We start from the raw sequence: 14,841 nt of genomic DNA, 5'->3' as shown, positions 1-14,841 counted from the left end.
GGTGAATGTTGTTGTCTTGCCATAGTTGGACTCCTTTCGTTATAAAAATCATACGGGAAATCCAACTTAGAAACAATGATTTTTTTGTCTTAATTTATGGGTTCATTATACCATTTGGATACAGAAGCGAGAAAAAAGGTAGGAGAATATCTGCAAAGGAAAAAAGGATTTATTCTTGTTTCTCATGATCGAGAATTACTTGATAAGTGTATCGACCATACACTGTCAATCAATCGGAATAATATTGAAGTACAACAGGGGAATTTTAGTACTTGGTGGGACAACAAACGGATGCAGGATGAATTTGAACTTGCCGAAAATGAGAAGTTGCGAAAAGATATTATCCGGCTGTCTGATGCTGCAAGAAGGTCTGCGGACTGGTCTGACAAAGTGGAAAAAACAAAAAATGGAACACGAAACTCAGGTTCTAAATTGGATAAAGGATTTGTTGGACATAAAGCAGCAAAAATGATGAAGCGGGCAAAGAGCCAGGAAAATCGAATGCAATCAGCGATAGAGATGAAATCAGGGCTGCTGAAAAATATTGAACAAACCAGTTCGTTGAAAATATCACCGCTTTCTTATGGCAGAGGAACGCTGATTACAGCAAGTCATCTTGCTTTATATCATGGTGATGTGGGAATATGCAGTGATATTCATTTTCAGCTTCATCCGGGTGAACGTATTGCTGTAACCGGAAAAAACGGTTGTGGAAAATCTACTCTACTAAAGCTGATTTGTGGAGAAAATATCCAATATTCAGGAAATCTGGATATTGATTCAAACCTGAAAATTTCGTATGTTTCTCAGGATACATCGGATTTGAAAGGAAGCCTTACGGCTTATGCGGAGCAATATACGGTAGATGAAAGTCTGCTGAAAGCAATACTTCGCAAAATGGGATTTGAACGAAGCCAGTTTGAAAAAAATATTGAAAATTTTAGTGAAGGTCAGAAGAAAAAAGTTCTGATAGCCAGAAGTCTTTGTGAACAGGCACATTTATATATTTGGGATGAACCCTTAAACTATATTGATGTTATTACAAGGATGCAAATTGAAGAATTGATTTTAGAGTATAAGCCGACTATGTTATTTGTGGAGCATGACAGCGTATTTCAGCAGAAGATTGCAACAAGTATAGTGTGTCTATAATTTAAAACGAATACATTTGAAAGCAGATTACTGTAGACAATCAACACTACAACTTCCAGTTGAACAAAATCGCTGCGCGATGGCCTGCCAGGGCTGTGGCGCAGTTTTTCATTTTTATATAAAAAGGCAGTGGTAGCCAAGTCCTAAAAGTAGTATTGTTAAGTCACCACAACCAACAATCAAACAGGATCGACACTATCACCGCCATGAATAGAATAGCATTATCCAATGACTGTTTCAAGCAGAAGTTTCTGCCCAGACCTCCTCCGTGAACGATAGTGTTTCTCATCAACTTATCATTCATGGAGGTTTTTTATGTACCAAGATATTTTTGAATCTATCCGCAATGAAGCGGAAAAACGTAACCTACGAGAAAGAACTATTCAACTGTATTGCTCTGATGTCAGTTACTTCCTTCGTTGGATTGGAAAACCTGTCTCTGCTCTTACGCTTGAAGATGCGGAAAGTTTTCTTACTGCCAAACGTTTGGAAGGCAGGTCTCCTGAAACTCACAATCACTATCGGTCTGCAATCAAGTTCTTCTATAAAAAAGTGCTGAAGGTTGTCTGGGACGATGATACTGTTCCTGCTATGAAAAGAGAACGAAATCTTCCGGCTGTTCTGACCCGTAATGAAATAAATGCAATCATTGATGCCACTCCGAACCTGAAACATAAAGCTATTATTGCAACTATGTATTCTTCCGGATTACGTGTGTCAGAGGTCGTTCATCTCCATTATGATGATATTTCCCGCACCAACATGACGATTCATGTTCGCGAAACCAAAAGCAGAATTGACAGGTATACGATTCTGTCTCAAAAGAATCTTGACCTTCTCACAGAGTATTGGTACAAATGTGGCCGTCCTAAAGATATCCTCTTTCCAAGCTCCTGGACCGGTGGATATCTGGATATAGCCAGTGTTAACCAGTTCTTTAAGAAAAGTGCCAAACTTGCCGGTATTACCCGTCGCATTTCTTCTCATGCGTGCCGTCATAGTTTTGCCAGCCATTTATTCGAAAGTGGTACGGATATAAAATATATTCAGTCACTTCTTGGACATGTTGATCCTCGCTCTACAGATGTTTACCTTCATGTGAGCAACAAGACCCTCCTTGGGATTCGCAGTCCGTTCGACGATCCGGAAGGTGGTGAATCATGAGCAGTCCTTGTACTATCCAGGACGTTTTTCATCGTTTTTATCCGTCCTATGAAACCTCACATGATATTTCTGCCACTCAAAGAAAAACGGCTTACCACATCATGAATTGCAAAACAGGTGCCTTTGGCGTAAATGTAAGTGTATGTGAGGATTGTGGCTGTATATCTATCCACTATAATTCCTGCCGCGACAGATGCTGTCCTATGTGTCAGGAATTCCCAAAAGAAAAATGGGTGGATGCACGGCGTGAGGATATCTTAGATGCACCTTATTTCCATGTGGTTTTTACCGTTCCGGAAGAACTCAATCCTGTTATCTACAGCAATCAGAAGCTTTTATACACAGCCCTTTACCATGCTGCATCAGGTACTTTGAGTCAACTGGCTGCGGACAGCAAGTATCTTGGGGCTGATATCGGCTATATCTGTATCCTTCATACCTGGGGGAGTGCAATGAACTTTCATCCGCATATCCATGCCATTGTTCTTGGTGGTGGACTGGATGTAAAAAATCATTGGAAAGACAATGGGGAAGATTTCTTCCTACCGATTAAGGTTATCTCCAAAGTGTTTCGTGGAAAGTACATGGCAGAACTCAAGCAACTCTGGGAAGATCGTAAGCTGGAGTTTTACGGTTCGGCTTCCCCTTACAAAAACAGTTATACTTTCAAGGAATTGTTAAATATCTGCTACACTAAGGAATGGGTGCCTTATTGCAAGAAACCATTTGACGGTGCGGAATCTGTTATCAGATATCTTGGAAAATATACACATCGGATTGCTATTAGCAACTACCGCATTAAAGGTATGACGGAATCTGCCGTTACATTTTCCGCTAAGGATTACAAAAAACTAGGGCAGTGGAAAGAGTTCACAATCTCTGGTGAGGAATTCATCCGTAGATTCTTAATGCATGTTCCTCCAAAGCGTTTTGTACGTATTCGTCACTATGGTCTTCTTTCATCCAGAAATAAGAATAAAAAGATTACTATGTGTAGAAATATCCTTGGATGCCAAAAATACATTTCCAGACTGAAAAATATGGATGCACCTGCCATCATTCAGCTACTTTACAACCAAGATATATGCAAGTGCTCATCCTGTGGTGGAAAAATCCTTCCACTCTCACCTGGACAATGCCATGTCACACCGAAGCCACATATGCTTTGCTGATGTATATGAACTGAACACTTATTTTGAAGCTTCCGATGGAGGCTTATTTGTGATGCAAAAAATCATATCATCTAACAAAGAAATATATATTTCACACCATTCTGTGTTAAACTTTGAGTAAAAGCAAGAAGATTAAAACTCCATATATGGAAGCTAACCGGACGCACTTTGTTCAACCAGGAAAAATCGAAATTGATGCAAACGAAAGGGCAGTTACTGAAAAGTCTCAATGCTGCTTTTTCGTTTGCACCATCTTCGATTCTTTCCTTAACGATTTGCAGCGTTGATTAACAAATAAAAATGATTGAATACAGCTATGCGTATTTATTTACAAAATGTACATAGCTGTATTTTTTATTACGGGCAGGACTCTTCGGGGTTCTGCCCTTTTTCTCTTTTTCCAGACAAAAAGACCACCTGCTGGAAAAGAACAAGAAAAACCAGAAAGGATGTGGTGACTTATCATTATAGGAATCGATCATGGATATTATGCTATCAAAACTCCCCATGTGTGTTTCCCGACAGGACTGACCGGGTATGATTACGAGCCGTATACCATGCAGAATGTCCTGCAGTACAATGGGAAATTTTATGTGTGCGGAACTGGGCGGCAGACACTGGTGAGAAGTAAGACTTCCAATGACAATTATTACCTTTTGACAATGGCTGCCATTGCCCAGGAGATCCGTTACCGCCGGGGAGAACGGAAAGCAGATGTGGTTCTGGCAGCCGGCCTTCCTTTGGCAAGTTTTGGCAGGGAGAAAAAAGGCTTCCGGGAGTATCTGTTTCGGAAAGAGCAGCCTGTGCGTTTCCGGTACGAGGATGAAAGCTATGAGATACGGATTCAGGATGTAAAACTGTTCCCACAGGGATACTCTGCCTTGGCTCTCCACCCGGAATGTGTTCGGGATGAGCCTTCTGTTCTTCTCGTAGACATTGGTGGCTGGACCGTAGATCTGATGCGGCTGGACAACAGTGTTCCAAACGCCGCAACCTGCCGCAGCCTGGAGCTTGGTGTGATCCGGTGTGTGAATGAGATCACCGAGCAGGTACGCAGAAATACCGGACTGTCTATAACGGACATTCAGATCGAACGTGTTCTGAACGGCCAGAGCTGCAGCATGGACCCGGCGGCAAAAGAAATCATTGCCCAGCAGGGAAGGCTTTATACGGAGAAAATACTGTCTGCAATCATGGAAGCCGGGTTCGATCTGAAGGCGATTCCGTCCGTGATCATGGGCGGCGGAGCCAGCATCCTGAAACGGCACGTGACACCACAGGACGGGCTGTGTCGGCAGATTTACCTGACAGACGTACACGCCAACGCTTCCGGCTATGAGCGGATTGTGGGGCAGATGTGCGCGAAGTAAAGAGACCCGTTTTCTCGTTCCGCCTGAACCTGGAGAATCCAGACCATAAAAGGGCATGGGAGATCCTGAAAAGTGTTCCGGATGGACAGAAGAGCAGCTATCTGGTTCAGGTAATTTTAAAAGATCAGGAAAACAACCGGCTGGAGAAAAGCATCCGGCAGGCCATCCGGGAAGAACTGGCAGGTGCTTCCATTTCAGGCTCCGGGGAAAGTGTTTCAAAGAAGGAAGAAATTCCGTCCCAGATGCTGGATTTTCTCTCCGGACTTGAGGAGGCATTCTGAAAAAGTCAAGTCTTTCCCGGTGATAAAATAGCCAAAATTCAGACAGTTAAATTAGTATAAATCACGGATCTTTGAAAGGGGTGATGCCTATTGAATGTTATTAGATCTGCATCTTTTGGGGGCTTTTGGAATCCTCATATTCGTTGGGTATTGTGAATAGCTTTCTGCCACGTTTTAGGGTATGTTGTGTATAGAAAAAAGAAAGGAGAACAAACGCATGGAGATAAAAAACATATGCGGAAAGATCCCGGTAGAGCTGCATGAAAAGCTAAAACTGGAGGTCGAAGAGTTAGGAATCAGCATACCAAAATACCTTGAAATGGTAATCGAAGAACACATGACAAGAAAAGGAGAAAAGACGGACATGGCAAATTTAAGAACAGTAGCAGTACAGGTAGACGAGGAGTTATTTTCCAGACTGAAAGCAGTCCTCGCCAAGAACGGCATGAAACAGAAAGACTTCCTGATCGGACTAATCGAAGAGGCACTTGAAAAAGAGGAAGCCAAATGGAAAGCGGAATCAGCAGGAGCTACGGAACCGGAAGAAGCTGAGCCTGCAGAATCCGAACCGGAAGAAGAGCCGGAGTTGAAAGAAGCCGAAGCAGAGGAAGAACCGACAGAATCGGAAGCCGAAGAGACGGAACCGGAAGAAGAGCCGACAGAGACGGAAACTGAGGAGCCAGAGGAAACAGAGTCAGCAGAAGTAGACGAAGAGGAACTGGAAACCGAAGAGACGGAACCAGAAGCAACAGAGCCAGAGGATGCAGAAGAATAGACATCAATAACAGAAACCAAGAGACTAAGACGGTGCAGAGAAATCTGCACTGTTTTTTTCGCAGCGAAGGGAGGCTGATAGCCGGAACAATTCGATTTTTTGACCTTTTCAGTGGAATCGGAGGATTCCGAGAAGGGCTGCAAAGGGCAGGAGGCTTCACCTGTGTCGGACACTGTGAAGCGGATGCGTATGCAGACCACAACTACCGGGTGCTGTTTGATACGGAAGGAGAGTGGTTCTGCAATGACGCAAGAAATATTGAAACAGAACGAATGCCGGACTTTGATCTTTTATGCGCGGGATTTCCTTGCCAGGCATTCTCCATCGCTGGACGAAGGGAAGGATTTGCCGATGCAAGAGGAACCCTTTTCTTCGAAGTTGCCAGGCTGGTTGCAGACAAACGACCTGCGTATTTTCTCCTTGAAAACGTACCCGGTCTGCTTTCGCATGACAAAGGCCGGACGTTTCACACCATCCTCAGTACGCTATCTGAACTGGGGTATCATGTCGAATGGAAGGTGCTTAACAGCAAGGATTTCGGAGTCCCCCAGTCAAGGAAACGGGTGTATATTGTCGGATATCTTGATGGAAGATGTGCCGGAAAAATATTACCTTTCCCAAAAGCAAATGGAACAGCTCTTATACAAGTCCATGCTGGCAAACAGGGAGAAAGAGTCTACGCAGAAGAAGGACTGAGCTGCACGCTGACCAGCGGGGCTGGCGGTATGGGCGGCAAGACCGGATTATACGAAGTCGGTATCCCGATCAAGGAAAATACCCGAAAAGGGTACAAGATGGCTTATGAGGGTGACAGCATTGATCTAGGATATCCGGGCATCAACAGCCGCAGGGGAAGAGTTGGGCATGAGATTGCCCATACTCTGACGACCGGAAACCAGCAGGGGACACTGCATTTTGTAGATATCTCCCCTCCGCCGCTGGTGACAGAGGTTGCAAGATGTCTGAATACCAGACAGGATTCCAGCATCCATAACCACAGGGGTGAAAGCTCCGGGGTGCTGGTGGAAGAACCGCCAAGGGCAGTGCTGACACCAGCCAAGGAAAAAGTCCGCCAGAATGGAAGAAGGATGAAAGAACCGGACGAGCCAATGTTCACCATTACGGCAACCGACCGTCATGGCGTGATCTACCACGGCAGAATCCGCAGGCTGGCACCAAGGGAGTGTCTGCGACTGCAGGGATACCGGGACGACCAGATCTCCAAGATGGAAAAAGAGACATCCGACAACCAGCTTTATAAGCAGGCTGGGAACGGTGTCACCGTCAATGTTATTGAAGCAATAGGCAGAAACCTGAAAGCCGTGGATGAAGAGATTCGAAGCAGCTCACCTGTTCCAGAAGTGAAGGGTGGGTGACACAGATCGACTTAAAAGACCAGTATTTCGGTACAGAGATTGAGATGACAGGAATCAGCCGTTACAATGCGGCTGTCGCTGTTGGAAGAATGTTCGGAACAGAGCCATATTCCATCCATTCTTACAATTCATGGTGTGTGAAAGACCCGGATGGAAAGGTCTGGAAGTTTTCCTATGATTCCAGTATCTGTTGTCAGTACAAATCTCACGGGAGGTGTCTGAATGCTGACAGCGAATATGCCACGGAGATGGTGTCCCCAAAACTGGAATATTCGGAAATGGGAAAACTCCAGGAAGTGGTGCGGTGTGTCAAAAACGCAGGCGCTTTTGTAAATTCATCCTGTGGCATGCATGTCCATGTGGACGCAGCCAACCATACACCAAGGAGTCTGAAGAATGCACTGACAATTATGTACTGCAAAGAGGATATCTTATTCAAAGCCTTGAAAGTGCAGACCAGAAGAGAAGATGAGTATTGCCAGAAAGTCCGTCCTATGGTACTGGAGAAAATCCGCCGGATGCCGAACAGCACCATCACCATGGAAAAATTCAAAAGGGCATGGTATGAAGGAAATGACGGAAGCTCCGAGCATTATAACTGGACAAGGTATTATGCATTAAACCTGCACGCCGTTTTTTCTAAGGGAACACTGGAATGGCGTTGTTTTGAAAGCACGCTCCATGCAGGGAAAGTCCGGTCAAACATTACACTGGCACTTGCCATATCCGCACAGGCAATCAACCAGTCCTGTACCCATGCCAAAAAGACAGAGATCGGGGATAACCCTGCATTTACCTTCCGCACCTTTTTGCTCCGCCTCGGACTAATCGGGGACGAATACAAAAATGTGCGGAAGCATCTGCTTGCCAATCTGGACGGAGATAAGGCATGGCGGTATGACAAAAGTACCTATGCCTGTCAGCAGAATCCAAGACGGACAGACGATGCGAGATAACAGAATAATAGGAACAGACAGGCCGGGTGGAAACATCCGGCTGTTCTTATGCAAAATAAAGAAAAAGAAGAAAGAGGTAGAAAACATGAAGAGTAAATATCGATTCAGGCGAATCCTTTCCGGGGTGATGGCGGCAGTAACCATCTTATCCACGGTCATTTCACCGCTGACCGTTTATGCTTCGGAAGAGCCAAAAGCGGCAGAACCGCCAGCGTATGAATCTGTAAAGAATCTGCTGGATGAAAATGAAGTGGTAAAAGCCACCGATTTGGAGCTGGAAGTCGGACAGGCATTTGATGTTTCCAGTGACCGCACGAAGCTGGAAATCAAGGATGAAAGCAAAGTCAAGGTAACATTCCAGAAAGCAGAGAATGACGCCGGGGAGAGCTTCAGCACCGGCCATGCGGACACTTACCATGCCGTTTATTATGTGGAGCCAGTTAACCAGAACCATCCGGTTTATCAGATCGGAAGAAACCTGATCGTAAAAGAGCCTGTGACAGCGTCTTCTCAGAGTGAACCGCAGATAGAACAGGCAGTCACCGAAGAGGATACCAGTTCTGATGATGAGGAAGCTGCCTCGCAGGAAGAAACTGAGACAGAGCCTGTAGAGACAGAAATTGTTGAACCGGAGACAGCTGAATCTGAAACAGAGGAAGTGGAGACAAAAGAACCGGAAGAAACAGAATCCGAATTTCAGGATGGACTTTCCGAATCTGAGTTTGATGCCGCATTAGAGGAATCCGAAACGGAAAATACAACCGATGAAGAATCCGGGCTGACACTCGGCGATGTTCTGGAGCAGGCAGGGGAACAGAATATTGACCTGATGGCAATGGAAGATGGGGAAACCGTTTCATTCACCGCAGTCAATACCAGTACAAGAGCAACCCAGGACGTAGATGTGACAAGAGGAACTGCTTATTATTATGCAGACTACGGTCTTGGTTCCTATGTAACCTATAAATATACCGTTAAATTTGGAAATGTGTCTGCAACGGCCTACTGTGTGCAGCCATCCAAAGCAGGGCCAGGAGATGGTGTCTATAAGATTACAAAACTGTCTGACAGTAAAGCACTGGCCAAGGTTTGCTATTATGGAACCAAAGCATCTGGTGAAAATGGATTCTTTTCTGAGAAACATCCTGACTTTTCGGCAGGAAAACAGTTTATTATTACCCATCTGGCTGCGTCCTATGCCAATAACAGCGGTGACGCTTTTTCTGGTACAAATGCTACCGGGCAGGCCCTTGCAAAAGAACTCTATGATTACTGTATGAGCCAGCCGGAGATCCCGGAAGTGGACATGAGCTTTTCCAATGCAGATGTGACCGCCTATATCAGCGGTAACAGCCAGAGAACAGAAGAGATCACTTTCAAGGCATCCGAACTGCAGACCATCACCATGAAGCTGCCGTCCGGTGTCAGACTGCATAACGTGACAACCGGAAAAACCAGCAGTGCAGGTGCATCTGTAGAAATCTGCGGCGGTACCAAATTTTATTTATCCGCACCGCTGACACAGGCGGTGGATGTCAAAGGGGAATGGTCTTCCACTATGAAAGGAAGCATCATCAAAGACTACTCCGCTTATAAGATCACCACTGGAAGCGAGACACAGGACCTTGCCCTGGTATTTGGTGAGGGCGTGACCGATGAGAAATATGTAGATTTTAAAGTATCATGGGTAAAACAGGCAACACTGGAGATCGTAAAGAAAGACCGCAAGAGCAACAAAGCCATCGCAGGTGCAGTCTATGGCGTTTACAGTGACAAGGACGGAAAGAACCTGATCACAAAGATGCCGGCCACAGATGCCAACGGAGCTTCCAGCGTTACGATCACCAAAACACAGGATACCGTATACCTGAAAGAGATCTCTGTACCAAACGGATACCTGCTGGACACCAAAGCCTACGACATAAAACTGGTGATCGGGGATACCGTAAAACAGACCGTTACCGATGCAGAGCAGATGGCAAGTCTGACTGTTTACAAGTTAGGAGAAGTGCTGACTGGGGCAAACGTAACAGACAATGGCGTTTCCTTTGTTTATACCGAGCAGAAGCAGAAGGGTGCTGTTTATAACGTTTATGCTGCGGCTGACATTGTATCCGCAGACGGAACGGTAATCTATAAAAAAGATGCACTGGTCAAAGCCGGACTTACCACCGGGGACGATGGAAGTGCCACACTGGATAATCTATATCTGGGAAAATATGTAGTAAAAGAAATGAAAGCACCACAAAATCTGGTATGCACAGGCGAAAGCCAGGAGATCACACTTTCCTATGCCGGAAGCAATGTAGAGAAGGTAATGGGAAGCGTAACATTCAAAAATGCCCGCCAGAAAGCAAGCGTGAGTATATATAAACAGGATAAAGAAACTAAGAAATATCTTCCGGGAGGTACCTATGGTCTGTATGCCGGAAATGACATCAAAGCAGCGGACGGAAGCGTTGTGGTTAAGAAAGATACCCTCATTGAAAAGGCAGTGACCGGAACAGACGGAAAAGCTATGTACCAGGCAGACCTGCCAATCGCCAATAGCTACTACATGAAAGAGGTAGCTGCACCAGCTGGATATGTAAGAAACAGCGAAGATATTTATTCCTTTACGTTCCAATATACCACAGACAAAGAAGCAACCGTTTCCTTCAGCCATACATTCCAGAATGAACGTGTCAATGCGAAGATCAAACTAGTAAAAGAGGATTCTGAAACCGGAAAGACTGCACAGGGAGATGCAACCTTTGAGGGTGCCGTTTATGGCCTGTATGCCCGTGAGGATATCGTCCATCCGGATGGACAGACGGGTGTCCTTTATCCGGCAGGAACCCAGGTGGCAGCCCTGACTACGGATGCAGATGGAAATGCAGAAGTCGCAGACCTCTATCTCGGAAAGTATTATGTTAAAGAATTGACGCCGCCTGTCGGATATCTGGCAGACCCGGACGAACATGATCTGGAGTGCAATGACGAGGGAGATCTGGTTCAGACGGTAGAACGTACCGTAACTTCTCTGGAAGATGTGATCAAACAGCCGTTCCAGGTCATCAAAGCAGCCAACAACGGAAAGACAGATGCCTATCTGTTAAAAGGCGTGGGATTTAGTGCTTATCTGGAGAGCAGTCTGAAGAACAACAAGGACGGCTCCTATGATTTTGCCTCTGCATCTCCAGTCGTGCTGACCGCAGACGGACAGACCGAAATGTTCACAGATGAGCGTGGATATGCATGCTCCATTCCGCTCCCATACGGTACCTACATTGTAAGAGAGACCACCACACCGCACAACTTCACGCCAGTTGATGATTTTAAAGTTGTAATCTCAGAGAACCATCCGGATCAGCCGCAGGTATGGCGTGTGCTTCTGGATAAAGAGTTTGAAGCAAAATTAAAGATCATCAAAAAAGACGATGAGACAAAGAAATCTGTCCTGGTTCCGAATACCGAGTTCAAGGTATACGATTTGGACAATAAAAAGTATGTGGAACAGGTAACCACTTACCCATCCACTACGGTACATAAATCTTATTTTACCGATGAAAATGGATACCTGATCCTGCCGCAGAATCTTGCTTGTGGAAATTACCGCATCGAAGAGGTGACTGCACCGGATGGATACACTCACAGCACAAAAACGGTAGAAATCAAGGTAGACAGCGATACCGCATACCAGGAAGATCCGGTCAGCGGTGACCTGATCATCGAGGTAGATTTCGAAAACCACCCGGCAAAAGGCAGACTGACCATCCGCAAGGAAGGTGAAGTAGTCAAAGGTTTTGACAAGGATTTCACCTACGAGGAAGCCAGCCTTGCAGGAGCCGTATTTGAGGTTTACGCCGCAGAAGATATCTATACCGCAGACCATCAGAAAGATGAGAATGGAAACCGTTATCTGGAATATGCCAAAGACACACTGGTGGCAACAGTGACAACCGATGAAACCGGAAGTGCCGTAATCGAGAATCTTCCGTTCGGAACATACCGTGTAGAAGAGAAAAAAGCACCGGAAGGGTACACTTGGAATGCAAAAGGGGAAGAGGTAACCTTTACTTATGCCGGACAGGATACCCCGATTGTGGACGAAGAAGTGACATTTACTAATGAACGCCAGAAAGTAAGTATCACGGTAGAAAAGCAGGATGCAGAAACCGGAAGCGTGGTAAAAGGAGCCGTATTTGGACTTTACAATAAGAAGGAAATCAAATCAGGCAACAAAGTCGTTGTGAAAGCAGATACCTTATTACAGGAGATCACAAGTGATGAAAAAGGGCAGGCACACTTTACCCTGGACCTGCCGCTTGGAACTTATTATGTAAAAGAGATTTCTGCACCGGACGGTTTTGTATCCTCTGACGGGGTACTGGAATTCGATGCCACCTATCAGGGACAGGACATTCCGACCATCAAGCTGAAATCTGTAAAGAAGAACCAGCCTACTACGATTGAGGTAACCAAATCCGATCTGACTACAGGTGTGGAGCTGAACGGGGCATCCCTTTCTGTTTTGGATAAAGATGGAAATGTGATCGACAGCTGGACTTCCGTAAAGGATGAGCCGCATGTGATCAAATACCTGACTGTTGGAAAAACCTATATCCTCCGTGAATCCCTTGCACCGCTTGGCTATTTAAAGACCACGGATGTGGAATTCACCGTTCAGGATACCGCAGAAGTACAGAAAGTGGAAATGAAGGACGATGTGCCGAAAGCACTGCTGATCGTAAACAAGAAAGGTGAATTTCTTGACAAGATCACTCTGTTGGACAACGTCAAAGGTGTTGTGGAACATTTCTTTGAGTACATCACCGGAAGCCTGACAGACGTTACCTTTGAAATCCGTGCTGCCGAGGATATCAAAGCAGCCGATGGCGTAAGCCCGGATTACTATTCCAAGGACGAGCTGGTAGCAACCGTGACAACGGATGCAGACGGCATTGCAAAAGTATCTGACCTTCCGGTTGGAAAATACTATGTCAAAGAGGTGGGTACAGCATATGGTTATGTGCTGGATGAAGAACCACGATATGTAGATCTTTCCTACCGTGACCAGGATACCCCAGTTGTTGTATACGATGAGGACTGGCAGAACAACCGCCAGAAAGTGAAAGTGAACGTCCTGAAGAAAGAAAAGAATACCGACCGTGTATTAAAAGGCGGCATCTTTGGACTTTATACCAGAAACGACATCCTGTCCGCATCTGGAAATGTGCTGATGGAAGCTGACACCCTGATCGGGTTAAAAACAACAGATGCAGATGGAAAGATTTCCTTTATTGCGGACCTGCCGATCGACGGAACCTATTATGTGAAGGAGCTGTATGCACCGGATGGATTTGTCACCACCGGAGAAGAGCAGGAATTTGTTTTTGAGTACCAGGGGGATAAAGAAGCAGAAGCATCCTATGAGTTTGTATTTGAAGATGAGCCGACCACCGTGGAGCTTTCCAAAACTGATCTGACTACAGGAGAGGAACTGCCGGGAGCCAGATTACAGCTGACGGATGAAACCGGAGCTGTGGTTGAGGAATGGACTTCCACCGAGGAGCCGCACATCATCAAGGAACTGGTTGTAGGAAAATCTTATACCCTGACAGAGACTAAGCCGGCCGATGGATATGTTACTGCGGAAAGCATCACATTCACCGTGGAAAATACCGCAGAGATCCAGAAACAGGCGATGGAAGATGACGTGACCAAAGTGGAAATCAGCAAAACGGATATTACCGGAGATCAGGAGATTGAAGGAGCCAAACTGACTATCACGGATGAGAATGGAAAGGTTGTAGAGAGCTGGACTTCCGGAAAAGAGCCGCACTATATCGAAAAACTTCCGATTGGTAAATACACCCTGAAAGAAGAGCAGGCTCCAAACGGTTATATTGCAGCGGAAGAGATCACCTTCGAGGTGTCAGACACCGCAGAGATCCAGAAGGTGGCCATGAAAGACGATACCGCAAAGGGACGTCTGATTGTTGAGAAAACGGACAAGGATACTGGAGCCGCACTGAAAGGAGCGGAATTTGAACTGAGGGATGCTGATGGCAAAGTGGTAGAAACACTGACCACCGATGAAAACGGCCATGCAGCCAGCGGACTGCTTGCAATCGGAACTTATAAGGACGGCAAATTTGACAAGGCAGCCACTTATTATCTGGTTGAAACCAAAGCACCGGAAGGATACCAGCTGGACGAAACAAAGCATGAAGTGACATTTACCTATGTAGATGACAAAACGCCAGTGATCGAAGTCATCCAGAAAGTGACCAATGAGAAGCTGCCGGAGGATACCCCGTCTGTAAGCAACCCGAAAACAGGCGATGATACCAACCTTTGGATTCCGGCCTTGTGCCTGATTCTTTCCGCAGGCGGTCTGATCGGCATGAGCCTGGCATCCAAGAGAAAGAAGAAAAAAGGGGGCAGATAAGCTGGAACAATTATATTTTGCCTATGGAAGCAACATGGATCTGGACCAGATTGTTGTCCGGCAAATTAAATGATGTCCCATACGGCAGATTATTTCGCACCGATTTTGGATTTCTACAGATGTGTCAGTCACTTTAAAAGTAACTGTTTCTGCGAATTGTTT

General features: G+C 45.6%; 9 protein-coding genes. All 9 read left to right on the top strand.

Annotation, left to right across the window (positions count from 1 at the left end):
- The first annotated feature begins 291 nt into the window (after positions 1-291).
- The 9 genes from ACTNB8_RS15170 to ACTNB8_RS15130 all read left to right on the top strand — a co-directional run bounded on the left by ACTNB8_RS15170 (position 292) and on the right by ACTNB8_RS15130 (position 14,679).
- A complete protein-coding gene (locus ACTNB8_RS15170; protein WP_441055943.1) occupies positions 292-1,152 on the top strand; it encodes an ATP-binding cassette domain-containing protein in 861 nt (286 codons plus the stop codon).
- 315 nt (positions 1,153-1,467) lie between these two features.
- Positions 1,468-2,316 carry a tyrosine-type recombinase/integrase gene (locus tag ACTNB8_RS15165; RefSeq protein ID WP_288788327.1) on the top strand — a complete coding sequence of 283 codons (849 nt, stop codon included), beginning with the start codon at positions 1,468-1,470 and terminating at the stop codon, positions 2,314-2,316.
- Positions 2,313-3,488: an IS91 family transposase gene (locus ACTNB8_RS15160; protein ID WP_441055942.1), complete on the top strand. Its 1,176-nt coding sequence runs from the start codon at positions 2,313-2,315 to the stop codon at positions 3,486-3,488. The genes ACTNB8_RS15165 and ACTNB8_RS15160 overlap by 4 nt, the downstream gene beginning before the upstream one ends.
- Before the next feature lie 461 nt (positions 3,489-3,949).
- Complete coding sequence (locus ACTNB8_RS15155; protein ID WP_288788341.1) at positions 3,950-4,858, top strand: ParM/StbA family protein; 909 nt, start codon at positions 3,950-3,952, stop codon at positions 4,856-4,858.
- On the top strand, positions 4,846-5,139 hold the full coding sequence (locus ACTNB8_RS15150) for a plasmid segregation centromere-binding protein ParR (RefSeq protein ID WP_288788323.1): 294 nt from the start codon (positions 4,846-4,848) through the stop codon (positions 5,137-5,139). The genes ACTNB8_RS15155 and ACTNB8_RS15150 overlap by 13 nt, the downstream gene beginning before the upstream one ends.
- Positions 5,140-5,356: 217 nt before the next feature.
- A complete protein-coding gene (locus ACTNB8_RS15145) occupies positions 5,357-5,914 on the top strand; it encodes a hypothetical protein (RefSeq protein ID WP_288788321.1) in 558 nt (185 codons plus the stop codon).
- 74 nt (positions 5,915-5,988) lie between these two features.
- Positions 5,989-7,290 carry a DNA (cytosine-5-)-methyltransferase gene (dcm, locus tag ACTNB8_RS15140; protein ID WP_288788339.1) on the top strand — a complete coding sequence of 434 codons (1,302 nt, stop codon included), beginning with the start codon at positions 5,989-5,991 and terminating at the stop codon, positions 7,288-7,290.
- A gap of 5 nt (positions 7,291-7,295) precedes the next feature.
- The gene (locus ACTNB8_RS15135) at positions 7,296-8,246 is read left to right on the top strand and encodes an amidoligase family protein (RefSeq protein WP_334304839.1); all 951 of its coding nucleotides are present in this window, start codon (positions 7,296-7,298) and stop codon (positions 8,244-8,246) included.
- An 85-nt stretch (positions 8,247-8,331) separates the two neighbouring features.
- Positions 8,332-14,679 carry a SpaA isopeptide-forming pilin-related protein gene (locus ACTNB8_RS15130; protein WP_441038872.1) on the top strand — a complete coding sequence of 2,116 codons (6,348 nt, stop codon included), beginning with the start codon at positions 8,332-8,334 and terminating at the stop codon, positions 14,677-14,679.
- The last annotated feature ends 162 nt before the right edge of the window (positions 14,680-14,841 follow it).

Source organism: Blautia sp. HCP28S3_G10, from assembly GCF_052065235.1.
Lineage (GTDB): Bacteria > Bacillota > Clostridia > Lachnospirales > Lachnospiraceae > Blautia_A.
The sequence above is the reverse complement of the archived record's forward strand: the minus strand, read 5'-3'. Positions and strand labels throughout refer to the sequence as shown.

What these genes read in the sequence shown, in the direction of transcription:
- ACTNB8_RS15170 (WP_441055943.1), top strand. Translation starts at nt 292, where the DNA reads ATGCAGGATGAATTTGAACTTGCCGAAAATGAGAAGTTGCGAAAAGAT.
- ACTNB8_RS15165 (WP_288788327.1), top strand. Translation starts at nt 1,468, where the DNA reads ATGTACCAAGATATTTTTGAATCTATCCGCAATGAAGCGGAAAAACGT.
- ACTNB8_RS15160 (WP_441055942.1), top strand. Translation starts at nt 2,313, where the DNA reads ATGAGCAGTCCTTGTACTATCCAGGACGTTTTTCATCGTTTTTATCCG.
- ACTNB8_RS15145 (WP_288788321.1), top strand. Translation starts at nt 5,357, where the DNA reads ATGGAGATAAAAAACATATGCGGAAAGATCCCGGTAGAGCTGCATGAA.
- ACTNB8_RS15130 (WP_441038872.1), top strand. Translation starts at nt 8,332, where the DNA reads ATGAAGAGTAAATATCGATTCAGGCGAATCCTTTCCGGGGTGATGGCG.